At 39.6% G+C, this 23267-nt stretch carries 23 protein-coding genes; 11 read left to right on the top strand and 12 right to left on the bottom strand.

Annotated features, from left to right (window positions below; genetic code table 11):
• Positions 1–50: 50 nt before the first annotated feature.
• The 5 genes from HMPREF1528_RS01630 to HMPREF1528_RS12840 all read left to right on the top strand — a co-directional run bounded on the left by HMPREF1528_RS01630 (position 51) and on the right by HMPREF1528_RS12840 (position 6084).
• Positions 51–2552, top strand: a complete 2502-nt coding sequence (locus HMPREF1528_RS01630; RefSeq protein ID WP_232211448.1) for a DEAD/DEAH box helicase family protein — start codon at positions 51–53, stop codon at positions 2550–2552.
• Between the two features lie 60 nt (positions 2553–2612).
• Positions 2613–4784 carry a glutamine synthetase III gene (locus tag HMPREF1528_RS01635; protein WP_016478370.1) on the top strand — a complete coding sequence of 724 codons (2172 nt, stop codon included), beginning with the start codon at positions 2613–2615 and terminating at the stop codon, positions 4782–4784.
• 132 nt (positions 4785–4916) lie between these two features.
• The gene (locus tag HMPREF1528_RS11935) at positions 4917–5207 is read left to right on the top strand and encodes a hypothetical protein (RefSeq protein ID WP_232211449.1); all 291 of its coding nucleotides are present in this window, start codon (positions 4917–4919) and stop codon (positions 5205–5207) included.
• A gap of 267 nt (positions 5208–5474) precedes the next feature.
• Positions 5475–5720, top strand: a complete 246-nt coding sequence (locus tag HMPREF1528_RS13170) for a DDE-type integrase/transposase/recombinase (protein ID WP_410492501.1) — start codon at positions 5475–5477, stop codon at positions 5718–5720.
• A 124-nt stretch (positions 5721–5844) separates the two neighbouring features.
• Positions 5845–6084 carry an integrase core domain-containing protein gene (locus HMPREF1528_RS12840; protein WP_255348472.1) on the top strand — a complete coding sequence of 80 codons (240 nt, stop codon included), beginning with the start codon at positions 5845–5847 and terminating at the stop codon, positions 6082–6084.
• Positions 6085–6425: 341 nt separating this feature from the next.
• Here HMPREF1528_RS12840 and HMPREF1528_RS01655 read toward each other — a convergent pair whose 3' ends face one another.
• Complete coding sequence (locus HMPREF1528_RS01655) at positions 6426–7676, bottom strand: hypothetical protein (RefSeq protein WP_016478373.1); 1251 nt, start codon at positions 7674–7676, stop codon at positions 6426–6428.
• A gap of 158 nt (positions 7677–7834) precedes the next feature.
• On the opposite strand from HMPREF1528_RS01655, the gene HMPREF1528_RS01660 reads away from it, so the two are divergent.
• The 5 genes from HMPREF1528_RS01660 (at position 7835) to HMPREF1528_RS01680 (ending at position 12999) form a co-directional block, all read left to right on the top strand.
• Positions 7835–8248 (top strand): DUF6884 domain-containing protein, encoded by a 414-nt coding sequence (locus HMPREF1528_RS01660; protein ID WP_157464888.1) that lies wholly within the window; start codon positions 7835–7837, stop codon positions 8246–8248.
• A 1-nt stretch (position 8249) separates the two neighbouring features.
• Complete coding sequence (locus HMPREF1528_RS01665; protein WP_016478375.1) at positions 8250–8909, top strand: hypothetical protein; 660 nt, start codon at positions 8250–8252, stop codon at positions 8907–8909.
• Between the two features lie 353 nt (positions 8910–9262).
• Positions 9263–11008, top strand: coding sequence for a thiamine pyrophosphate-dependent enzyme (locus HMPREF1528_RS01670; RefSeq protein WP_016478376.1), 1746 nt, complete (start codon positions 9263–9265; stop codon positions 11006–11008).
• Positions 11009–11300: 292 nt separating this feature from the next.
• Positions 11301–11864: a hypothetical protein gene (locus tag HMPREF1528_RS01675; RefSeq protein ID WP_002674601.1), complete on the top strand. Its 564-nt coding sequence runs from the start codon at positions 11301–11303 to the stop codon at positions 11862–11864.
• A 190-nt stretch (positions 11865–12054) separates the two neighbouring features.
• Positions 12055–12999 carry a cation diffusion facilitator family transporter gene (locus tag HMPREF1528_RS01680; protein WP_016478377.1) on the top strand — a complete coding sequence of 315 codons (945 nt, stop codon included), beginning with the start codon at positions 12055–12057 and terminating at the stop codon, positions 12997–12999.
• Between the two features lie 50 nt (positions 13000–13049).
• Here HMPREF1528_RS01680 and HMPREF1528_RS01685 read toward each other — a convergent pair whose 3' ends face one another.
• From HMPREF1528_RS01685 to HMPREF1528_RS01715, 7 genes are all read right to left on the bottom strand, one after another.
• The gene (locus tag HMPREF1528_RS01685; RefSeq protein WP_016478378.1) at positions 13050–13661 is read right to left on the bottom strand and encodes a DUF502 domain-containing protein; all 612 of its coding nucleotides are present in this window, start codon (positions 13659–13661) and stop codon (positions 13050–13052) included.
• An 11-nt stretch (positions 13662–13672) separates the two neighbouring features.
• Positions 13673–14587 (bottom strand): glutaminase, encoded by a 915-nt coding sequence (locus HMPREF1528_RS01690; protein WP_016478379.1) that lies wholly within the window; start codon positions 14585–14587, stop codon positions 13673–13675.
• A 6-nt stretch (positions 14588–14593) separates the two neighbouring features.
• Positions 14594–15889: a gliding motility-associated protein GldE gene (gene gldE, locus HMPREF1528_RS01695; RefSeq protein ID WP_016478380.1), complete on the bottom strand. Its 1296-nt coding sequence runs from the start codon at positions 15887–15889 to the stop codon at positions 14594–14596.
• 56 nt (positions 15890–15945) lie between these two features.
• Entirely contained in the window at positions 15946–16368 is a 423-nt protein-coding gene (locus tag HMPREF1528_RS01700; RefSeq protein ID WP_016478381.1) for a single-stranded DNA-binding protein, read from the bottom strand.
• 62 nt (positions 16369–16430) lie between these two features.
• Entirely contained in the window at positions 16431–17450 is a 1020-nt protein-coding gene (gene mutY / locus HMPREF1528_RS01705) for an A/G-specific adenine glycosylase (protein WP_016478382.1), read from the bottom strand.
• Between the two features lie 57 nt (positions 17451–17507).
• Positions 17508–17708 carry a twin-arginine translocase TatA/TatE family subunit gene (gene tatA / locus HMPREF1528_RS01710; protein WP_002674610.1) on the bottom strand — a complete coding sequence of 67 codons (201 nt, stop codon included), beginning with the start codon at positions 17706–17708 and terminating at the stop codon, positions 17508–17510.
• A gap of 130 nt (positions 17709–17838) precedes the next feature.
• Positions 17839–18828, bottom strand: coding sequence for a DUF4837 family protein (locus tag HMPREF1528_RS01715; RefSeq protein ID WP_016478383.1), 990 nt, complete (start codon positions 18826–18828; stop codon positions 17839–17841).
• 150 nt (positions 18829–18978) lie between these two features.
• Between HMPREF1528_RS01715 and HMPREF1528_RS12845 the strand changes: the two genes are divergently transcribed.
• A complete protein-coding gene (locus tag HMPREF1528_RS12845) occupies positions 18979–19182 on the top strand; it encodes a hypothetical protein (protein ID WP_016478384.1) in 204 nt (67 codons plus the stop codon).
• Positions 19183–19537: 355 nt separating this feature from the next.
• Here the strand turns inward: HMPREF1528_RS12845 and HMPREF1528_RS01725 are convergent, their stop codons facing one another.
• From HMPREF1528_RS01725 to HMPREF1528_RS01740, 4 genes are all read right to left on the bottom strand, one after another.
• A complete protein-coding gene (locus HMPREF1528_RS01725) occupies positions 19538–20161 on the bottom strand; it encodes a hypothetical protein (RefSeq protein WP_016478385.1) in 624 nt (207 codons plus the stop codon).
• A 97-nt stretch (positions 20162–20258) separates the two neighbouring features.
• Positions 20259–20489, bottom strand: coding sequence for a hypothetical protein (locus HMPREF1528_RS01730; protein ID WP_002675780.1), 231 nt, complete (start codon positions 20487–20489; stop codon positions 20259–20261).
• Between the two features lie 183 nt (positions 20490–20672).
• A complete protein-coding gene (locus HMPREF1528_RS01735; RefSeq protein ID WP_016478386.1) occupies positions 20673–21923 on the bottom strand; it encodes a glycoside hydrolase family 57 protein in 1251 nt (416 codons plus the stop codon).
• A gap of 11 nt (positions 21924–21934) precedes the next feature.
• Positions 21935–23224 (bottom strand): glycosyltransferase family 4 protein, encoded by a 1290-nt coding sequence (locus HMPREF1528_RS01740; RefSeq protein ID WP_009411518.1) that lies wholly within the window; start codon positions 23222–23224, stop codon positions 21935–21937.
• Positions 23225–23267: the final 43 nt, after the last annotated feature.

A 23267-nucleotide genomic window follows, 5' to 3' on the forward strand; every position in this document is an offset into this window, starting at 1 on the left:
CCATTTTAATAAATTTGAATATAAAATACAATATGAGTTTCTTTAAAAAATTGAATGAACAGAATAATAATGAATCTATTTTACCTACTGATCCCTATAAACTTTTTTATTCTTTAAATAAAAAGGAGGAAGGAATAGAAAATTTAAGAAATGGACAAAAAGAGGTTTTAAAAAATTATATTAGTAGGAAAGGAGAAAAATATCTATTAATAAAGATGAATACAGGAGCAGGAAAGACTCTTGTAGGGCTTCTTATACTTTATTCTAAGATGTTAGAAACAAAAGAAAAAGTAATATTTCTTTGCCCTGATAATCAATTAGTAGATCAAGCATATCAACAATCTAAAAAATATGACATTCCTACTTGTGTTGTTGAAGAAAGTAACTCTAATGAATTCCCAGAAGATTTTCTGAACAATAAGGCCATTCTAATTACAACTATTCAAAGATTATTTAACAGTAAAAATATTTTTGAGAGAGATAAGATAATAGTTAATTCTATTGTAATAGATGATGCTCATAAATGTGTGGAAAAGGTTAAAGATGCTTTTACGGTAAAAATACCATCAAATATTGATTTATATAAACAATTGATACAGCTATTTTCAGATGAATTTAAGAGACAAGCAGAAGGAACATTTAGTCTTATAGACCAGAATCCTAATAGCTATATGAAATTACCATTCTGGTCTTGGTTAGATAAAAAAACAGAGGTAATCAATCTTTTAAAACCTTATGCAAAAAATCAGAATATATTGCTTTTCAAAGAAGATTGGTTTTTCAGTAATTATGAGCAATATGAATTGTATTTTAATTCTTCTGCTATAGAAATTACTCCTTTAAAATGTTTTGTGGATAGTATTAGGACATACAAAGATGCAAAACATATATATGCTCTATCGGCTACTTTTGAAAATAATGATTCGTTATTGTTTGATTTGAATTTCTCAGTTGATTCAATTATAAATCCTATTGAACCCAAAAACATAAATGATTACGGACAAAGATTAGTTTTGTCTCCCGAAAGATATTGCAAAGACTTTGATAATAGCAAAGATATGAAAGAGATTATACAATATCATCTTTCTAAAGAACAAAATATTTTGGTATTAGTACCAAGTTTTAGAGAGTCTAATTTATGGGAACAATTGGGGGCTAAAGTCCTTAAGGAAAATATTGAAGAAGAACTTGAAAGAGTGAAGAATACTAAGAAAAATTTTGTAGTTGTTGTAAATAGATATGAAGGTATTGATTTAGGAGGTAAAGCTTGTAATATCTTAATTATACACAATGTGCCTAAATATAAATTTATAAAAGAGCGATACTATGAAACTATTAACTACACTTTAAATTCAAATTTAACAGCTCAAACTATAGAACAAGGAATGGGTAGAATAGTCCGTTCTGGGAATGATTTTGGAGTAGTATATTTATTAGGAAGAAATATACTTAAATTTTTAAGAGAAAAAGATAATTTCAAGTATCTAAATAACCATACAAAAAAAGAAATTGAAATAGGAATAGATTCACTCTCAGCTGATGTAAAAAAAGAAAACATAGTGAAGACTATCTGTGAGATAACAGATGAGGTTTTATCACAAAATGCTAACTGGCTAACATTTTATCAGAAACAGATGAGCAAAAAGCCAGATAATCCTATACAAAATAAAAAGGATAGTTTAGAAATAAAAGAAATAGAACGTGATGCTATAGAGCTATTTAATAAAGGCAAATATGAAGAAGCTATTTGTTTAGTAGATAACATACTCAATAATAAAAATATAACAGATGAAGAAAGAGCTATTTATTTAACACTATCTGCTTATATTACTTATGGAATAGATAAAAACAAATCTAATGACTTGATTATAAAATCTAATGATTATTCACGTCATATGTTTGAACCTTTTCTAGCAAGAGGATATAGCAAAAAACAGCTCAAAGTAGGAAATCAATTTGAAAAAGCCTTGACTTTTATTCAAAAATTCTCAACAATTAACGATGCTATAGCTACTTTAAATGAAATACTTCCAAAGTTAGTTTATAATGAGTCAAATCCTGCAGATGAATTTGAGAGAGGACTGAAAGAATTAGGTGATTTTTTAGGTTTTGAATCTTCTAGACCTGAGAAAGAATATGGTAAAGGTTGTGATAATTTATGGATATTAGACAATGAAACGGCTTTAATTATGGAGGCTAAATCTCAAAAAAAGACTCAAAATATAATTTCAAAAGAGGAAATGGGGCAACTGATGCAATCTATACAGTGGTTTAAAGATAAATATGTATCTATTTCCAATGTTTATGGAGTTTCATTACAATATAATAATCAGAAAGAACCTACAGCAAATATAAATAATAATATAAAAGTTATAGATAATCTATCTTTATCTAAGTTGACAGAGAATTTATGTAGTTATAGAGATTTTTTGTCTAAAAACAATATTTCAAATTTATCAAAAGAAAGTATTAAAATGGAATTTGACAGACTTTGTTTTTCAAGTGACAAATTTGTAAATACATTTCTAAAAAATATTATAGAAAGAAAATAATAATAGCAATTTAAAATAAACTGAGGTATCCCTTCAGCACATAATTATTACCTGTTACCTATGCTAAGATTCACCGCTCTTACTACCGCACAAAACCGCAAACCGGTAGCGGTACCCGAAAATGGCAAACGCTCCGAACTGTTTGCCCAAAATGTATTCAACGAAGAGGCTATGCGCCAACTGATGACCCGCGATGCCTTTGCCGCTGTAATGAACGCCATTCACAATGGCACTAAAATAGACCGCCGTGTAGCCGACCAAGTGGCGACCGCTATGCGCGATTGGGCAATCTCCAAAGGCGCTACCCATTACACCCACTGGTTTCAACCTCTTACAGGGGGCACTGCCGAAAAACACGACGCTTTCTTTGAGCCCGTTAGTCGCGACCGCGCTATCGAACGCTTCGGGGGCGGACAGCTTGTACAACAAGAATCTGATGCTTCCAGCTTCCCCAATGGCGGAATTCGCAATACTTTTGAGGCACGTGGCTACACCGCTTGGGATCCTTCTTCACCGCCTTTTGTCTACGGCACTGTGCTTTGTATCCCTACAATCTTCATCGCCTATACTGGCGAGGCGTTGGACAACAAAACGCCACTGCTCAAAGCTCTTAGCGCTATCGACCAAGCAGCTACCGAGGTTGCACGCTATTTCGACAAAAATGTGAGCAAAGTCACCACTACCTTAGGCTGTGAACAAGAGTACTTCCTCATTGATAAAGCCCTTGCCAATACCCGCCCCGATTTGATGATTACCGGCAGAACGCTTTTAGGACATCAAGCGGCGAAAGGACAACAGCTGGACGACCATTATTTAGGGGCAATTCCAAGCCGTGTGTTGGCTTTTATGCGTGATTTGGAACAAGAGTGCCTATTGCTCGGTATCCCCGTCAAAACGCGCCATAATGAGGTCGCTCCTAACCAGTTTGAGTTGGCGCCTATTTTTGAAGAAGCTAACCTTGCTGTCGATCAAAACTCCCTGCTGATGGACGTGATGCGCAAGGTAGCCGAACGTCATAGCTTTGTAATCCTATTCCACGAAAAGCCCTTTGCAGGGGTGAATGGGTCGGGCAAGCATAACAACTGGTCGCTTGTTACCGATACGGGCGTAAACCTCTTAGCGCCAAGCAAAACACCTATCAAGAACCTGCAATTCCTCACTTTCTTCATCTGCACTATCAAGGCAGTATGTGAATATGAGCCTTTGTTAAGAGCCTCAGTAGCATCGGCGACTAACGATTACCGATTAGGTGCCAACGAAGCACCGCCTGCCATAGTATCGGTGTTTATAGGCGAACAGCTTACCCAAGTGTTGGATGCCTTAGAAGTATCATCAGATAACCTATCTCCTGAGGAAAAAACGGAACTCAAACTGAATGTAGTAGGCAAAATACCCGACCTCTTCCTCGACACTACCGACCGCAACCGTACCTCGCCTTTCGCCTTTACGGGCAACAAGTTTGAGTTTCGCGCGGTGGGCTCTAAAGCCAACTGTGGCAAGCCTACAATGGTACTGAGCACCATTGTAGCTCAACAGCTCACCGACTTCAAGAAAGCAGTTGATGCGCTTATAGAAGGGGGCAAGAAGAAAGAAGATGCTATCTTTAAAGTATTGCGTCGCTACATTAAGGAAAGTAAGAAAATACGCTTTGAAGGCGACGGTTATAGCAAAGAATGGGAGGAAGAGGCTGCCCGTCGTGGACTGTCAAACCATAAAACTACTCCTGAAGCGCTGAAAGAAAACATCAGTGAGAAGGCTGTGGTTTTGTTTGAAAGTACAGGAGTCCTCAGCAAAGTAGAACTTTTAGCGCGTTATGAAATTGGCTTAGAAGAATATGTAAAAACCGTGCAGATAGAATCGCGTGTATTAGGCGATATTGCTCGCAATCACGTGGTACCTACTGCCGTGCGTTATCAAAATACCCTTATTGAGAACGTAAAAGGCTTAAAAGAAATATTCGGCGATAGCTATCAAGAAGTAGCTGCCGAGCAATTAGAGCTCATACGCCATATTTCCGAGCATATCAAGGTGATCCACAGTCAGGTAGAGGCAATGGTAGAGGCGCGCAAGCACGCTAATCACCTTCCAGACTTTGAAGCCAAAGCTGATGCTTATTGCACGCAAGTAAAACCTTTTTTTGAGGTAATACGCTACCATTGCGATAAGTTAGAACTTATGGTAGACGACGAACTTTGGACACTGACGAAATACCGCGAATTGTTTTTTAATTAGCAAATTAGAAGATGAGAGAATGAGGGAATGAGAAAGTGAAGATTGTCTGTCATATTCTGAAATAGGTTTACACTAAAAACCATAAAAAGATATGACAAAAGGGAGGAAAGAAACAGTTCGGTACAGTTTAAGTTGAGTATCGTAGAAGAGATAGAGAAAAACGGATTGAGTATTGCAAACTGCCGACGCAAGTACGGCATTGGAGGAAGTACAACGATTCAAAAATGGCTCAAAAAGTATGGTAAAAATCACTTATTAAATAAAATAGTACGCGTGGAAACAATTGATGAAATCAGGGAGCTTCAAGCTCTTAAAAAGGAGTTAAAAGCCCTTAAAGAGGCTTTTGCTGAAACGACTTTAGAGAATAAAGTTTATAAGACTTATTTTTCAAATTCTTGGTCAGGAAACAGGAATGGGCGATGAAATAAAAAAAAAGTTAGAACAAGAGTTATTGAAGTACTTTCCAAAACAGAAAAGATAAGCGCTCTTTGCAAGTGTTTTGGTATTAGCAGACAAGCTCATTATAAAGCAGTTAAATTGTTTAAGGAGGTAGCACTCAGAGAGAGTATAATTATTGAGATGGTACAGGAAATACGTCGAGAACTGCCCAAGATAGGAGGAAAGAAGCTTTATTATATGTTATCAGATAAGATACATCAGGTAGCAAAAATAGGGAGAGATAAGTTTTTTATGATATTGAATAATAATGATTTACTTATTCAAAGGAAGAGGAGTTATACCCGTACGACCTATTCTAATCATTCTTTTAGAAAGTGGACAAATCTTGTTAAAGATGTAGAAGTGAGTGCTAAAAATCAAGTATGGGTAAGTGATATAACTTATATTCGCACCTTAGAAGGTTTTAGGTATTTATCGCTTATAACTGATTTATATTCAAGAAGGATAGTGGGATATTGTTTAAGTAATAGTCTATAGTCTATCTATTGAAGGGTGTTTAGAGGCTTTGAAGAAGGCTTTAAAAGGGAAGAAAAAGTCAGAGTCTTTAATACATCATTCGGATAGAGGAGTTCAATATTGTAGCAAAGAGTATATATTGTTATTGCAAAAAGAGCACATTCAAATTAGTATGACTCAGGAGAATCACTGTTATGAAAATGCTCACGCGGAGCGTATCAATGGAATTCTCAAGCAAGAGTTTAATTTAGGAGTTACTTTTAATACTGAACAACAGGCTCTTAGTGCGGTATGCTCGGCTATAAAGACATATAATCAAAAACGTCCTCACTATGCATTGAACTTAAAAACTCCTGATCAGGTGTACTTTCAAAAGGTAGCTTAATAAGAAAATTTGACTAATAAAATAATAATTAATTATGACAACCTTTTTTAGGACGTGACAAAAAATCCTCCCTCTCCTCTTCCGAACTTCTCCGTTTCCTTCCGAATTCTCCAACCTCCCGTCTGAAAAGTCCGCCCCGTCCCTTGTTAGTATTATTGGCATTATTAGCTTTTACCCCATTTCCTCATTCTCTCATTTTCTCATTCTCTCATTTTTCTCGCCCGTCGTGCTACGACCTTTGGCAAAGTTGATTACCTTGATAATCAATTATCTTTAGTTACATTATAGGGGCGTTTTGCAAACGCCCCTACAAACAGAATTCTTCAGATAGATTCATTTTTTTATTGGAATAGTTGTATCAAATTTTCTATAACCCCGAAGTTTGTTTGCTTAGCAAGGGTGCGCAATCGCTCTTTTAAGGTCAAACGCTTGCTCAACTCTCCTTTTTTACAGCGCTTCAAATCGATGAGAAGTTGCTGAATTTCTTCATATACCCTCGTTTTCCAATGTGGCTGACGTTTAGAAACAAGCTCAGGAATAGAAGGGTCAAACAAACGCAACATATCCACCGTTTGGGCAGCAAATTGAGTGTCGCGCTCATATACAAAACGCTGCGACATATTTTCTACAGAATCTTTCGTTAGAAAAAGTTCTTCGCTAAAAGTACTATAAATCTCTATTGCAAAATCCACTTTCCCCATCCATATAAGAGCATTACACAGTTTAGAAATGAGGATATCAGGAGTGTTAAATTCCTCATCAAACACGTGTAAGGGTTTGGCGCGTAGGTTGCGATGTAAGGCAGCTTCAGCCACACGAATCGCTTCTTGTTCGTTGTTGTTCAAGTAAGCCAATACTACTTTGGCTATGGTATAGCGCGTTTCAGGGTAATGAAAGAAACTATCAGGATAATCTCGCCATACCGATTCGATGTACTTATCAGCTTCTTTAGTATATTTTTCTACAAGACCTGCTCCACCTTCCCCCCATTTTGTACTGCAAAACACGCCATAAGCAAGAAAAGAATTCTGGCATACTCTCAAGTGTTCCAAAGGTTGAGTAGCGAGATAGGTTTCAATGAGGTGTACATAGCTCGCTTGTGCCATATAGTCGTAGTATGGGAACCAAGGATAAAGCGATTGAGTGATTTTTGGGGTGTTTTTATAGCGCTCCAAAAACGAAAAGGCATAAGGCAAATCGTTCAAAATGATAGGAGCGTAAGCCTCGTGAGTATCACGCAGTTTAGCATCGAAAAAACTCGCGTCCGAGAAAGCAATAGTGTCGTAGAAAGAGTTGATAACCTCGCGCAGTTGTGTAGGGGTAGCAGGAGTTGTGTTGTTGCAAAAGCTTTGCCAGTCGGCAAAACCAATGTAGTTACATAGCAAGTTTAAGCTTGTAGTGCTAAGTTGTTTATCCTTATCAATTTTTCCAAAGAAGCGTCGCAAGGTTTGGGTAGATAGACGCGTTTTTTCCGATAATTCTTCAAAGTCAGCTATAGAAGTAACCGTTTTCCCAAAGGAGCGGTTTACTTCGTTTTGTAAGCGGTTAATGTGTTGTTTATAAGCGTTATCAGTAGCTAAATCATTTGTCATTTTCCACGTCAAGTATTTATAATAGGGGTGCAAATATACACAAAAAACACCAAGCTGTATAAAATTGTACAGAAATTTCGTGCACAATTGTACAAAATTGGACTTTCATATTTTTTGGAGCGATTATACTTTTGCCTCTGAAAAAAATGAATTGTAAAATGAGAACAATTGTACTTATTTCGTGTGCTTCTCAAAAGGAAGACAGTAAAATGGAGGCTGAAAAAATCTATAAAAGTACTCTGTTTAAGAAAAGTTTAGCTTATGCTAAAAAGCTAAAACCCGATGCTATTTACATATTATCGGCACTACATCATCTGCTCCCCCTTGATAGAGTAACCGCCCCATATAACCTTACTCTCAATACGATGAGTAAAAAGGAAAGAACAGAATGGGGTAAAAAAGTAGTGGAGCAACTTAAACAAGTGGCAAATTTAGAAAAAGATACTTTTGTGGTTTTGGCAGGAGAAAACTACCTCACACCTATCCAATCTCACCTAAAACATCTCGAACTCCCCTTAAAAGGAATGAAAATAGGTGAACGACTACAATTTTTAACGAATAAAACAGCTTAAAATGAACTCATTAGCAGTACAATTACATCAGTTATTTAACGAACAAAAGCGTTTTACTTTCCCTTTTGAAGCAAATAAGAATGAAATTCCTACTAATGGTATTTATATCATCTTTGAGAAAGGTGAAAAATTTAATGATTGTGATAGAATCATCAGAGTAGGTACCCATACAGGAGACAACCAACTCTATTCTCGCTTAAAACAACATTTTGTAAAAGAGAATAAGAATAGAAGCATTTTTAGAAAAAATATAGGGCGTAGTCTGTTGCGTAAAGATGATCTTCATCACCCTTATGCTGAAAAATGGGAATACGATACTACCTCAAGGGAAGGTAAACGAAAATATGCTCACTTGCTGGATGTAAATTTTGAAAAGGCTTTAGAAAAGCGAATAAGTGAATATATACAACAAAACCTCTCTTTTGTAGTATTTGAAGTAAAAACTAAAGACGACCGACTTTTCTGGGAGAGCAGAATCATTTCTACCCTTTCCAATGCTGCAAAAGCAGGTGAAATAAAACCTTCTGAAAATTGGTTAGGCAGTTATTCTCCTAATGAAAAGATTAAAAAAAGCGGACTTTGGTTAGTGAATGAATTGTATAAACAAAGTCTCAACGACGAAGAATTTGAAAAGCTAAAAAACTTAGTAGAAGGTAAATAATTTGATTATTTTTTGTTAAGAATGACTAACACTCAAATAACTATTTTATCTCAATGAAAAAACTCTTTTTATTTTGAGTCTTCTAAAGAGAGATAATCAAACAAAAACCACCGCTGTACATTTACCCGCTCAGCGATGGTTTTTTATTGCTTTAACTTTCTTAATGAGCAAATTTTCTCATTTTCTCATTTTCTAATTCTCTCATTTCTCTCGCTGGCTTTGGCTCGCACCTCATTCCTCTAACTCAAACTTGCACCCCTAGTGCCTATGGCCTCATATCTCCTCATTTCCTCAATAAAAAAGTATTAATTGGTATTATTTTTGCATACAAAAAACCATTAATAATAAAACATATGAGTAAAAATGTATCCGACCAATTGGTCGAAATGTTAGTACAAGCAGGCGTAAAAAGAGTCTATGCCATTACCGGCGATAGTCTCAACCCTGTAAACGACGCCATCCGCCGCGATGGTCGCCTTGAGTGGATACACGTCCGCCACGAGGAATCAGCCGCTTATGCAGCCTCTATGGACGCCGAACTAAACGGCATAGGCTGTTGTATGGGAAGTTCAGGACCTGGACACGTGCACCTTATCAACGGACTCTACGATGCTAACCGCTCAGGCAACCCTGTGATTGCCATTGCCAGCACCTGTGCCACCCATAAATTCGGTACCCACTGGTTCCAAGAAACCAATCCCTTCTTGCTGTTTCAAGATTGCAGTAAATACGTATATGTAGCCAATACCCCAAAACAGTTCACCACAATGATGCAACGCGCCATACAAACGGCTATCAACGAGAAAGGCGTGGCGGTGTTGGGACTCCCTGGCGATGTGGCAGGTGCCGACCTCGAGGAAGTGCCTTCCGCTACACAAACCTTCTTAGCAAAACCAGTAGTACGTCCTTCCGATAGTGAACTCGACAAATTATCAGCCGTACTAAACGACGCTAAAAACAAGAAAATAGCCCTTTACTGCGGTCACGGTTGTCAGTATGCGGTGAAAGAAGTAGAACAGCTTGCCGAAACCCTTAAAGCGCCTATTGTCGCTTCTTTCCGTGGCAAAATATTCTTCGACCGCACCGATAGCCCTTATATAGCGGGAATGAACGGCTTGCTCGGACACCGTTCAGGTTATGATGCTTGCGCCAAAGCCGATGTGCTCGTAATGCTCGGCACCGACTTCCCTTATGCGGAGTTCTTACCTAAGAAAAACACTATTATTCAAATAGATGAACGCCCCGATATCATTGGGCGTCGTGCCAAAGTAGATTACGGTTTTGCAGGCGATGTGAAAGACACCATTACTGCCTTATTACCTAAACTCACCCCTCGCACCGACGATAGTTTCCTCAAAGACATTCACAAAGAGTATTTGGATCTCGAAAAATCATTAGATGATTACACCAAAAAGAAAACCGAAGAGAACCAAATAGACCCCGAATATGCCGCTAAACTTTTGGATAAATACGCCGCCAACGATGCTATTTTCACCGTCGATACAGGTATGAATGTAGTGTGGGCAGCGCGCTTTATCAAAGGTACGGGCAAACGTTACCTCACCGGTTCGTTCAACCACGGTTCTATGGCAAACGCCCTCCCAATGGCAATTGGCGCAGCAGCTTCCTCCAAAGGCAGACAAGTGGTAGCAATGTGTGGCGATGGCGGGCTATCAATGCTCTTAGGCGATTTGGCTACCCTGATGCAATACCAATACCCTGTGAAAATATTTGTGTTCAACAACCGTTCGCTCGCAATGGTAAAACTCGAAATGGAAGTATCGGGCTACCTCGATTGGCAAACCAATATGGTAAACCCACCTTTCGACAAACTCGCCGACCTGATGAACATCAAAGGCTATGAAGTGCGCAAAACCGAAGACCTCGAAGCCACCGTAAAAGCAGCTTTCGAGCACGACGGGCCTACTTTGGTGAATATCTACACCAATCGCGATACCTTAGCGATGCCTCCTCATATCACTTTTGAACAGATGAAAGGTTTTGCGACCAACATCATCAAGAAGATAGGTCAAGGCGACTTTGCAGAAGCCAAAGGCAGTATTGCCAACAGTATGAAACACATCAAGGACGTTTTTTAGATTTTAATTTTGATAATAAAAAAGTCGCTAAGCATCTCGCTTAGCGACTTTTTTCCTTGTATTTACTGTGTTACTTTCATTTCTTCAATTCTTAGCCTTGTATCTCAAACGCACAATCCTTGTCCTAAAATCTTACAACCCTTGAATAAGAATTTGCCCATAAAAAATTATCGCCAGAATTTTGCACCGTAAAAACTTGATAAGGAGAAAAGCCGAAAGACAAAAGGTAAATATAAAGTCGACGCCTTCCATCTTTTAGTTCTTTGACCTCTTATCTAAAAAATCAATCATTATGGCAAAAAGCAAAAATAATGTAGTAACCGAAGGATTGAGCGGTATGTTAGCTCGCCAAATCGTATTCCGCCAACGCGCAGGACAAACCATCGTAGGGAAAGCCCCCGTTCGCTCTCAGAAAGCAAGCCAAGCACAACAGCTACATCAGCAAAGGTTTGCCCGAGCAGCTTTCTATGCTAAAAGCGCTTTGCAAAATAGTGCACTTAAGCAAAGCTATGCCGAGGAAGCTAAAAAGCGTCCAGGTACCACCCCCTATAATATGGCAATTGCCGATTATCTTAAAGCTCCTGTGATTGACGCGGTAGATACCTCAAACTATACAGGTTCCGTTACCGGAGAAAAGATTGTCGTACAAGTATCCGACACTTTTAAAGTAACAGGCGTGAAAGTGAAAATCACCGACCACGATGCTACACTTGTAGAAGAGGGGAATGCTACCTTCCAAGAAGGTAAGTGGGTGTATACCACCACTGTGGTAAACGCTTCTCTTACCGGCGATAAGGTAATAGTAACAGCCACCGACCGTCCTGCCAATGTTACCACAAAGGAATTTATCCTTTAAAGTGAGTAACAACAAGAAAGGTAAAGCCAGTTTTGCTGGCTTTACCTTTTATTTTTTACCTTAAAATCACCCTTATTACAAAATAATTCGTACCTTTGCATCGCGTGTTACCTTTTACTCACACACCACCCAGCTGTGAGTCATTACTGATTTTACCTTTTACCTTTTATTTTTATTAAAAAATATTATTATGGAACATTCACACCACCAACACGACCATCATCACCACGGTCACGACCACCATCATCACACCGTAACTGACCTCAGTACTCTCAATCGTGCCTTCTACATAGGCATTGGGTTGAATCTGCTCTACACAATTATTGAGTTTGCAGTAGGCTTTCGCGTCGATTCCTTAGCACTTATCTCCGATGCAAGTCATAATCTAAGCGATGTCGCCAGTTTAGTGATTTCACTTATCGGTATGAAACTCACCCATCGCACCGCTACTCAGCTCTATACCTATGGCTACAAAAAGGCATCTATTCTCGCATCGCTCATCAATGCGGTACTACTGATGTATATTGTGATAAAAATCTTTATCGAAGCCTTCGAGCGTCTTGCTAATCCGCCCGAAATGGTAGGTTCAGCAATTATGCTTACAGCTTTTATAGGAGTAATAATCAATGCAGTTTCAGCATTCCTATTCTACAAAGGACAGAAGACAGATATCAATGTCAAAGGGGCTTTTCTGCACCTAATGCTCGATGCTTTGGTATCGGTAGGGGTAATTATCTCAGGGGCAATTGTATATTTTACCGGTTGGAACTTAGCCGACCCTATCAGTAGTTTTATGGTAGGTATCGTGATTCTGTTCTCCACTTGGGGATTACTTAAAGAAAGTGTAAAACTCATTTTAGATGGAGTGCCTCACGACATCGATAAGGAGCATATACAGCATCTTATAGAAGAGCACCCAATGATAGAGAGCGTACATCACTTGCATATTTGGGCGCTCAGTAGCTCACAGAACGCTCTCACGGCTCATATTGTACTGAAAGAGTGCATTACGCTTAAAGAATTTATGAATATTAAAGCGGAGTTAAAGCACAAACTCTCACACGAAGGGATTACCCACAGCACTTTTGAAATAGACACTGATAATTGCCACTGCGAAGAAGAAAAATGTAATTAATACCATAAAGCTAATAGCCTAAACGAAGAATAAACTACTATATAAAATCACTATTTATTACCAGTATTATTGGCATTACTGGTATTACCGGTATTAGAAAGGATTCCGCCACTAAGGGCAAACTCCATTGCTTTTTGGGAAGAAAAACCTTCAGCAGGCTTTATGTTATCTTTGGAAGTAACAATCACCCAACCAGAAATAGCATACGAATGCGGAAGATAAACACTTACCATTTCGCTGAGTTCAGCAAAATCCATAGAAGGTTGGGTAAGGAACCCAATGCGCCATATTTCGGGCGTTTCATTCACTTTTACCCATACCGGATTAGTAAGCTTGCGTTTGTCACCTACAAAAGAAGCTAAAATATCTTTAATAGAAGAATAAATAACCTTTACACCGGGAATATGAGCTACTAAATAATCTAATAGTCCCACGAACAGTTTCCCTAAAATCAGTCGACTACCAATAAAACCAATAATAGCAGTACCAAGTAAAACCAAAGCAAAAACTAACCCTGGGTAAGCCTTTGAGATATCAGGCACAAGGTTATCTACACTCTTGAAAATCGACCAGATAATCCAGATAGTAGCACTCAGCGGACCTATGATAAGTATCCCCTGAAAAAAGTATTTGATAAAGGTACTGAAATAATTCTTTGACATATATTTTATTACTAAAAAATAGAAGTATGTGTTTGTGCGGTAAACTCTTCTAAGAACTTCATTCCTCTATACGAATTCCCTTTGTTATTAAGTTTCGGACTCCATACCGCAATGCTATAATGATTAGGCAAAAGAGCTACAATACCGCCTCCTACACCGCTTTTACCTGGTAGTCCCACCTTAAAAGCAAACTCCCCCGACTCATCATAGAAACCGCACGTTTGCATCAAAGCGTTTACCCGTTTAGTACAAGTTTCAGTAAGGATTTGAACTCTATCGTGCATACGGATACCATCGTTGGCAAGAAACGAAAAGATATATGCCATCGATTTGCAAGTAAGCTCTAATGAACAGAGTTTAAAGTAGAAATTGAGTACCTCAATAGGGTCATTCTCTATGTTCCCTAATGATTTGATATAATAACATAAGGCAAAATTGCGATATCCTACTGATTTCTCCGACTCGGCTACTAATATAGAATAATTTATACTATCATCATTAGCTAATTCTCTTACAAAAGTTAAGAAATCGGCTTGAGCATCTTCCAAGATAGAGAGGAGAATATCACAAACTACAATAGCCCCTGAATTGATAAGAGGGTTACGTGGAATACCGTTATCGGCTTCTAACTGTATTAATGAGTTGAATGAAGTGCCCGAAGGTTCTACATCTACACGTCGCCATAGTTGGTCGCCTATAATACTATACGCCAACGAAAGCGCTAATACCTTAGAAATACTCTGTGCTGAAAACTTTTCATCGCAATCACCAATCCCATATGATTGTTTGTTTAGGCTATAAAAATATACCCCAAACTTATCGGGGTTCACTTGTGCCAATTCTGGGATATAAGTAGGAACTTTACCTAAATTATCAGCAGATAAAACAGATTGGTATATAGAGTCAATTATTTTAGAATATTTCATATGTATTTATTGTGGATTGTTCGTTCTAATGATTTTGATTTGCTTGATGCGTTTCTTGTCGAAAGCCTCTACAATGAATTTATAGTTGCCAAAGAGGATAGGTGTTCCTTTCTGAGGAAAGTTGCCCGAAATCTCTAAGAGAAAGCCTGCAAGCGTTTCGGCATCACCGCGATTTTCGTCAAATAGAGCCTCTTCTTCATCAGTAAATTCAAGAATGCGATAGAAGTCCTTTAAAACCGTTTTTCCTTCAAAAATAAAGACATTATCATTGATCTTGAAGTGTGTTATATCTTCATCGTCAAACTCATCGTTGATATTTCCCACAATCTCTTCTATGATATCCTCTAAGGTAATCACTCCACAAGTACCACCATACTCATCTACTACAACAGCGAGGTGTATCTTCTTCTCTTGAAACTCGCTCAACAAATCGTCTAATTTCTTGTTTTCGGGAACGAAGAAAGCATTACGTTTTACACTATTCCAGTCGAAATCAGTTTTGTCTAAATGTGGCAAGAGGTCTTTGATGTAAATTACCCCTGTGATATGGTCTAAATTCTCGTGGTATACGGGAATGCGTGAATAGCCTATCGCCACGATTTCGTTTAGCAACTCCTGATATGAGAGCTCTTCGCTGAGAGCAAAGATATCTACACGGGGAACCATTACTTCGCGGGTTTCGGTATTACCAAAAGAGACAATACCCTCTAATATCTTCTTTTCCTCGTTGGTGGTATCTTCTTCGGAGGCAAGTTCTAAGGCTTGCGAGAGTTGTCCTACTGAAATATTACTTTTCTGTTTGCCCAATTTCTTTTGTATCCATACGGTAAAGTTTTTCATCGGCATACTGATGGGCGTAAAGAAGGTGTCGAGGGAATAGATGAAGTAAGCTATGCGCCGTGAAAACAAAATATTGTTGCGATTGGCGTAGATTTTAGGCAGAATTTCACCGCAGAGCAAAAGCACAAAGGTAACCAGACCTACATCGAGTACTGCCCGCACCCAAGGAGTTTTAATTCCTCCGAAGAGGAAGTCGCCTATATCGGCAAAGAGGAGTACGATAGTGATGTTTGCCAAATTATTGGCAATAAGTACCGTTGCCAATAGCTTTTTAGGATTCTCTGCGAGCTTGGCTATAATATTGCCGGTAGGCGTTTTTTCTTCTTTGAGTGTTTCAATCTCAGCAGGAGTAAGCGAAAAGAGAGCTACCTCAGCTCCTGAGATAAGAGCAGAGCAGAATAATAATAGTATAAACACTGCAAATTGAATAACGATACCCACGTCAATGCTTAAAAAAGGCATTAATGAGAGTACCGACAAAGGTTCTGTTTCCAAAATATTATTATTTCGTTACACATTTAGAAAGGAGGCTCCGTACTTACGGGCGGTTCAGGAGCCTTAGGTTCAGCTGTTTTAGGAGTTGGTTTAGGTTGCCCATCACGTTTAGGATTTGGTAGAAAAGTTACATCGGAAGCGTGGATTTCAGTTGTTTGGCGCATCACGCCATCTTCCGTTTGCCATTTACGTGTTTTGATGCGCCCTTCGACATAGATAAGGTCGCCTTTGTGAGTGTATTTCTCTACGAGTTCTGCCAGCTTGTTGCGTACGATAACAGTATGCCATTCGGTACTGCTAATGCGCTCGTTGGTAGCGCGATTGGTATACTCATCATCAGTGGCTAAGGGAAACTGACCGATGCAGTTACCTTCACTGAAATAGGTAAGCTTCACAACATCTCCCATACGACCTATGAGAATAACTTTATTTAAAGTTCCGTTCATTGATATATAAATATAAAGTTGATAATCTAAATATTCTCCAAAAGTACGACAAAATTTTAAAACTACCAAAATTTGGTAATGAAATTTGCAGTGAGAGCTGATACGGGATAGCTGTGTATATCGGTAATAAGTATGCTATTATCAAGGAGTTCGGTGGTGGTAACTATCCAAAAAGAAGTATAAATATGCTGGTGAGTGAGTTTGTGGATTACAGGCATTTCGTTATACAAACTCACGGTAGCAGAAGGTAAGATAGAGACTATTTCTTCGGTAGTAGCAGGAGCGTGAGTTTCGAGTAGTGGAAACTCATAGAGCCCGTGCCAGATATCTTTGCCTTTGCGCTTTTGCAAAAGGGTTTGTCCGTAAGGATTGAGCCATACGAGATAGTTGAAATAGCGTTTTTTAATAGTGATTTTCTTGATTTTTACGGGTAGGACGTCTACTTGCTGATGATGAAAAGCCCAACAGTGGTCACGTAATACACAATTTGCACAATCGGGACTCTGGGGAGTGCACTGCAAGGCACCGAACTCCATTAGGGCTTGGTTATAAGTGCCGGGATTGTGCTTGTCTAAACATTCGTAAGCTAATGCTTTGAACTCTTTGGTGCCTTGTGGACTGTTAATAGGTGTTGCAACACCAAAAAGACGAGAGAGCACACGGTATACATTACCATCGACTACGGCGCAAGGTTCGTTATAACAAAAGGAAGCTATGGCACTTGCGGTATAATCGCCTATACCTTTGAGTTTTACAAGTTCTTTATAGGTTTTGGGGAAGACACCTCCCAATTCAGTAGCGATATATTGCGCTGTGTGGTGTAGATTCTTAGCGCGCGAGTAATAGCCTAAGCCCTGCCATAGTTTGAGCACTTCTTCTTCGGGGGCATTGGCTAAATCGGTGATGGTAGGGTACCGACTGATAAAACGCTGGTAGTAAGGCAGACCTTGCACTACGCGCGTTTGCTGTAAAATTACTTCGGAGAGCCACACCTTATAGGGATTAGCGGTGCCACGCCAAGGCAAAGACCTTTGCGCAACTTTATACCAAGAAGTTAGTTTGTTGATGAGCCAATTTGTCAATTTGTGAATTTTAGGAGTTAGGAGAGTGTGCAATGGGACGCAAAAGCGACAACGTTGCTAATTTTCTAATTTCTCGGTATTTTCTTTTTTCTTGTCGGTATCGTTATTCTCTTTGGTAGCATCTTTGAACTCGCGAATACCTGTGCCCAGACCGCGCATTAATTCGGGAATTTTCTTGCCTCCAAAGAGCAATAATATAAGGGCTACAATGATGACTACTTGCCAGGGACCTACTACCCCTAAAAATATACTTAGCATAGTTATTAGATTTTAGTTGTTAGTTATTAGTGTTAGGTATGTCGGAATTGTCAAACTTGTCGGACAATTCTGAACAAAGAAATAATAATAGTGCAAAATTACAAAACTTTTTTGAATTGACAATCTTTTTCTAACGACTAAATTCTATTGACTTGATAATGGCTTCGAGTTCGAAGAGCATATCGCGTTTGGCAACGCCTGGGGCATATAAAAAACCTTCGGCTACTACCAGACGGTTATGGGCTTTGTCTTCAATAATATAATTGATATAGGGGCCTCCAAGGGCGAAATCTTTTACTTCCCACAAGCCTTTGCTTTCAATGGTTTTTCGTCCTTTTATTTTCGTTTCGCTGATGCTGGGAGCCAAATAGGTTTCGGTAACCATATACATACCTTCTTTGGGTCCTGGAATATATTTTTTGCCTATGGAATCGCGCATCTTTACGATAGTTTTAGTGCGCCCTTCTTCATCGGCAGGGATACTTCCCAAAGGCATTTCGTAAAGGATAATACTTGCTCTCCCGCCTTTGATAGGGCGTTCTATCCAGAAGAAATTGTCGCCGTATTTTCTCACCTGGTACACGGCGGGCATCACGAATTTGAAGCCTAAGGTTTGTTCTACTTGTTTGTCTTTGCTAAGGGCATTATTAAAACGATGACGTGTTTCTTTGAGGTCGTTGTTCTTGAACGCAAGGATAAACTGGTCGTGAAATTCTTCGACTTTACAGGCTATATCGCGCACTTGTTTGCCTTGTACTTCGCATACCACTTGTGGTTTGGCGTATACATCGTCGCTAATCGTTGCTTCGTTTTTATTACCACGATGCACAATGAGCACATTGCGACTGTTACGGGTGTTGCCTTCAAATACTTGAGGGGGCACTTGATGTAACGAAAAGATGGGTTCTTCGGTAGGTAGCCCATCGATAGGGGCGGCGAAGTAACGGCGAATGGTATCGCCTACGGCGCCTTCCCAGAGGTCGTTATCGATGACCACGGCGAGGGTGTTGATTTGCCCTACTGAAGAGGGGAGGTAAGTTTCTCCGTTTTTATTGTTGCTATTGTTACAACCCAATAGGAACAGGGAGCAGGCGATACTTGCAAATAGAAAGCGTTTCATAAAAATAACTGATTATTTCTTTATAAGAAAAAATACAGCTAAAATCGTTCCAAAATCACTTTTTTGGTAAAAAATATTGTTAGATTAGCAAGAAGGTGCGAGCCGCACAGGCTGTTAAATTAGGAAATGAGAAAATTAGCAAATTAGAAAATGAGAGAATGGGAAAATGAGGTAAATGCCAATAATACCAAACAACCAACTTTGCCAAAGTTTCAAACTTTGGCAAAGTTTGAGATGAAAAAGCGACGCATTGAGACTGTTAGGCGTATTCGGAAGGAAACAGAAGAAATCGGAAGAGATCTAAGAGAAAATTTGATGAAAAAAGGGTGTAAGAAGGGTGGGGTTAGCTTATAGAGAGCTTATAGGAAGCTTATACGAATCTTGGACGATTGGTATAGAAAGGGTGTATAAATAATTGATTCATAATATAATACAACAGTGCTAAAAATGTTAAAAACAGGGTTTCGAGGCGAAAGAAAGAGGAAGAGGCACTAGGCCTTAGGCCATAGGCAATAGGGGGGGAGTATGACGGAAAGGAGAAGGGATAATTAGGGAATTAGCAAATTAGAAAATTAGTAAATGGGGAGCAGTGGGGTGGGAACCCGTGAATAATATGTAAATTATTAAGGGGGCAAATGGTGCTACTTAGGTAATTGGTAGGCAATGAATAACAGGAATAATTTGTTTAAAGGCTTAAATGGCTAATTTGCTACATTGCGAAAATTAGATTTCTGAACAATAACAGTAGTGAGAGCTGTGGTAAAACCCCAATGAGCCAACTTAAAAACATTAGCCATAAGGACTTCTGGTTGAGGTAAGCTTGTGCTGAAATACAGGCTCCGCTGAGGAATAAGAAAAAGGCTACTATGTAGGTCATATCTTTTTCTATGGCAATACTAAGCAATATTGAGAAGGTAGTAAGCGCCCCCATTCCCATAGCAAACATATTGACTTGCAATCGCAGAAAATGTAAAAACAAAATTATAAAACAGCTGATGGCTAAGTTCATCACGTAGAAGTAGAGGATAGGATAGGGGTCGATAGGGGTGATGCCGAAAGCTACCCCTAAAAGCATTGCTATATAGCCGTACAAGAGCCATTTTTGTTTTTCTAACGGAATGATAAAAGGGTTCTGCAACCAGCCTACTACAAACAAGATGAGGTAGATGAGTGTAGGGATAGCAATGGTAACTATCAGTAATAATAGCCACGTAAACTTCATTTGCTCTACCGGGAGAGGGAAAGGGATATTAAAAAGCACCACCATAGCTCCGTAGATAGGGAGCCAGATGGGGTGAGTAAAAAAAGCTATGATATAACTCAAAAAACGCATTGTATTCTTCTTTTTTTGCAAAGGTAGTACAAAATAGCAAAATAGCAAATTTGAGAAAAAGCAAAAAAGCCCCTCGCGTGAGCGAGGGGCTTTTTATTTAAGGAGTGTAAATAATGTTTTCTACTAAGTCGTTGTCGGTATTCTTGGCGAGCTGTGAGTTTTTCTCGTTAAAAGGTGTGGTATAGAGAAACTCTTCGCTACTTAGATGTCCTGTGGGCATCTCGTCGGGGTTCGTCTCGGCAACTTTATTGGTTCCAGACAGTTCTTTCAGTTCTTCAGCGACAATCTCTTCAAAGAAATTGTCTTTCCTTGTTTTTACATTTTTCATCTTGTCTGCTTTTAAATTATTATTAAACTTTCTTTTAGTCCTTAGGTCACACGCCATAGAGCAAAGGTTTCGAGGGGTAGCGTTTCTCAAAAGAGGATAACCTCCCCTCCTTTCACATACTCAGCTACGCCAGCTGGCTGACTTCTTTTAAATAGGGGGAGAAGGGGACTCAAAAATGACTTTTCACTTTTTCCTTGTCTGCCTCTTTTTCTTTGTTACTTGTGTGGTTTGCACCTCTTCTTGCTCGTGCGGTTTGCATCTTTCGATGAAATCGCTGAGCACGTTCATATAGTTGATGAAGGCTTCGTAGGGCGAATCGTAGGGTAAGCGATACTTGTGATAGTCGGCACCTGAAAAGAGCTTAGTACGCATAAAATAGAAGTGCTCACTGGCTTGCAGACGAGTATAATCGTCTATCAGGTCGGCGTTCTTTTTCTTTCTTACTTCTGGTTGTATCTTAAAGAGCTCTCGGAAGGCTTCTTTTTGCAACTCGTTACCCAACCAAGAGGTGGTATCGCGCTCTTCGTCTGTCCACGAAATAGGGTAGGGCACAGGCAAGACATCTTTAGCAGGGTGCTTTTTGGCTACTTCCTTAGGTAATAAGAACTCATAGTTATCGTCTTCCATCATATAAATGATGAAATAGCGCAAGAAGTCGAAAATACCGCTTTGGGCGTTGTTGTAATAGCCTATTACCTCGTAGTTCATAAAGAGGTTGAGCACCTCGCTATCTTGCAAGCTGTTTTTCACCCAACTGATATACTTTTCAGAAGTGAGTGGGTATTCACTCCAATTTCTATCGGAAAAGCGTATGGCGATATCATCACTGAGTTTGCTGTTTTTGAGCAAAAGGTTGAGGTTTTCGTCGATAGCGTTTTTGTAGACAAAGTTTGGACTCTTCCAACCCAATACGTGCTTAGCTCCATCGGTGAGCATTGTTTTGAAACCGAGTTTTGCGACGCGTTCGCCTATGGTATCGGAATAGATAAGAGAGGTGTTGCGAAAAGTTACAGGCTTCTTGCCAAAGAGCTGTTTGATAGCCGTAGTATGTCGTTTTACTTGTTGTTCGAACTCATCGGTATCCTCAGAGAGCGAAGCCAAAGAGTGGGAATAAGTTTCTGCCAAAAACTCTACACTACCGGTTTGGGCGAGTTCTTGGAAAGAGCGTATCACCTCAGGAGTGTGCATTTCGAGCTGGTCGATAGCACTTCCTGTGATAGAAAAAGCTACTTTGAACTTGCCTTTGTATTTATTGATAAGCTCCAAGAGCAAGGTGTTAGCAGGTAGATAGCAATGCTCAGCCAAATCTTCAAGCTCAGAGCGATTGGCGTAATTATCGAAGTAATTATGTTTCTTGCCGATGTCGAAGAATTGATACTTTCTAAGACGTTCGGGGTGATGGATTTGGAAATAGATACAAATTGACTTTTTCATCGTTGGTTATTTTATATTAAAGATTCGTAAATGTTTTTAAGTTTCAAGGAAGCTTTTTCCCATTTCAGTTGGTTTACCTCGTCGTACCCTTCACGTTGCATATAGTGAGCGAGGGTGGGGTAAGCCAAAATGCCATAAATAGCATCGGCAAGGGCGTTGATATCCCAATAGTCTACTTTGATAGCGTGGTGGAGTACCTCAGCCACTCCCGATTGTTTGGAGATGATAGTAGGTACTCCTGAGCGCATTGCTTCCAAAGGAGAAATCCCAAAAGGCTCGGATACTGAGGGCATCACATACACATCGCTGTATTGGAACATACGCTGTACGTCGTTACCCCTGAGAAAACCTGTGAAGTGGAAGCGGGTTCCCAATCCCAATTGTGCAACACGGCGCACTAAGGGGTTCATCTTCTCGCCACTACCTGCCATTACAAAGCGTACGTTAGGCATACGTTTCATCACTTTTGCAGCTGCCTCAACGAAGTATTCAGGACCTTTTTGCAAGGTGATACGCCCTAAGAAAGTAACGATTTTATCCTTAATACCGCGTTCTTCTTTGGCATCGGTTTCGGCTTTAAAGTCTACTGCATTGTGCACAGTAATCACCTTCTCGGCAGGGATACCGTATTTTTCAATGACGATATTACGCGTCCAGTTGCTCACGGTTACTACTCTATCGGCAGCTTCCATACCGCGTTTTTCGATATCGTAGACCAATGTGTTGCGGTTATACTCGCCCCCACGGTCGTATTCGGTAGCGTGCACGTGTACGATAAGGGGTTTGCCGGAAATCTTTTTGGCGATGATACCCGCGCTATAGGTAAGCCAGTCGTGGGCGTGAATCACGTCGAACTCATAGCGTTGGGCAACCGTACCCGCTACTAAGGCATAGCGGTAGACCTCTTCCATCAGATTTGCACCGTATTTGCCTGAAAACTGAAATTTGTTATGATACGAAATGCGTTCGCGGTGTTCGCCTTCTTTGAGGTACTGGTCGCGTTCGCGGGCAAAGGTTTCGGGATCCAGGTAAGGCACGAGGTTCGAACCTATCTCCATAAAATTGATGTGTTTCCAGAAATCTTCAATCTTTTCAGCGTTTTGCAACATCTCTACATCGCTAGCGTTGATAATCTTAGCCACATTGCCGTCCTCATCACCGGAGGCTTTTGGCATCACAAACAGCACTTTTACGCCGTTTTTAGCCAATCCTTGGGCAATACCCAAGCAGGCTGTTCCTAATCCCCCACTGATATGAGGGGGAAATTCCCATCCAAACATTAATACTCTTGCTTTCTTCATATGCTTTTATTTATTCCTTCCCCAATCCCCTCCCACGCGGGGA

The sequence above is a fragment of the Capnocytophaga sp. oral taxon 336 str. F0502 genome (assembly GCF_000411575.1).
Classification (GTDB): domain Bacteria; phylum Bacteroidota; class Bacteroidia; order Flavobacteriales; family Flavobacteriaceae; genus Capnocytophaga; species Capnocytophaga ochracea.

Bases quoted from the DNA above. Each gene is read 5' to 3' on its own strand.
- HMPREF1528_RS01635 (WP_016478370.1), top strand. From the start codon at position 2,613: ATGCTAAGATTCACCGCTCTTACTACCGCACAAAACCGCAAACCGGTA.
- HMPREF1528_RS13170 (WP_410492501.1), top strand. From the start codon at position 5,475: ATGATATTGAATAATAATGATTTACTTATTCAAAGGAAGAGGAGTTAT.
- HMPREF1528_RS01655 (WP_016478373.1), bottom strand. From the start codon at position 7,676: ATGACAAATGATTTAGCTACTGATAACGCTTATAAACAACACATTAAC.
- HMPREF1528_RS01660 (WP_157464888.1), top strand. From the start codon at position 7,835: ATGAGAACAATTGTACTTATTTCGTGTGCTTCTCAAAAGGAAGACAGT.
- HMPREF1528_RS01665 (WP_016478375.1), top strand. From the start codon at position 8,250: ATGAACTCATTAGCAGTACAATTACATCAGTTATTTAACGAACAAAAG.
- HMPREF1528_RS01670 (WP_016478376.1), top strand. From the start codon at position 9,263: ATGAGTAAAAATGTATCCGACCAATTGGTCGAAATGTTAGTACAAGCA.
- HMPREF1528_RS01675 (WP_002674601.1), top strand. From the start codon at position 11,301: ATGGCAAAAAGCAAAAATAATGTAGTAACCGAAGGATTGAGCGGTATG.
- HMPREF1528_RS01680 (WP_016478377.1), top strand. From the start codon at position 12,055: ATGGAACATTCACACCACCAACACGACCATCATCACCACGGTCACGAC.
- HMPREF1528_RS01685 (WP_016478378.1), bottom strand. From the start codon at position 13,661: ATGTCAAAGAATTATTTCAGTACCTTTATCAAATACTTTTTTCAGGGG.
- HMPREF1528_RS01690 (WP_016478379.1), bottom strand. From the start codon at position 14,587: ATGAAATATTCTAAAATAATTGACTCTATATACCAATCTGTTTTATCT.
- gldE (WP_016478380.1), bottom strand. From the start codon at position 15,889: ATGCCTTTTTTAAGCATTGACGTGGGTATCGTTATTCAATTTGCAGTG.
- HMPREF1528_RS01700 (WP_016478381.1), bottom strand. From the start codon at position 16,368: ATGAACGGAACTTTAAATAAAGTTATTCTCATAGGTCGTATGGGAGAT.
- tatA (WP_002674610.1), bottom strand. From the start codon at position 17,708: ATGCTAAGTATATTTTTAGGGGTAGTAGGTCCCTGGCAAGTAGTCATC.
- HMPREF1528_RS01715 (WP_016478383.1), bottom strand. From the start codon at position 18,828: ATGAAACGCTTTCTATTTGCAAGTATCGCCTGCTCCCTGTTCCTATTG.
- HMPREF1528_RS12845 (WP_016478384.1), top strand. From the start codon at position 18,979: ATGAGAGAATGGGAAAATGAGGTAAATGCCAATAATACCAAACAACCA.
- HMPREF1528_RS01725 (WP_016478385.1), bottom strand. From the start codon at position 20,161: ATGCGTTTTTTGAGTTATATCATAGCTTTTTTTACTCACCCCATCTGG.
- HMPREF1528_RS01730 (WP_002675780.1), bottom strand. From the start codon at position 20,489: ATGAAAAATGTAAAAACAAGGAAAGACAATTTCTTTGAAGAGATTGTC.
- HMPREF1528_RS01735 (WP_016478386.1), bottom strand. From the start codon at position 21,923: ATGAAAAAGTCAATTTGTATCTATTTCCAAATCCATCACCCCGAACGT.
- HMPREF1528_RS01740 (WP_009411518.1), bottom strand. From the start codon at position 23,224: ATGAAGAAAGCAAGAGTATTAATGTTTGGATGGGAATTTCCCCCTCAT.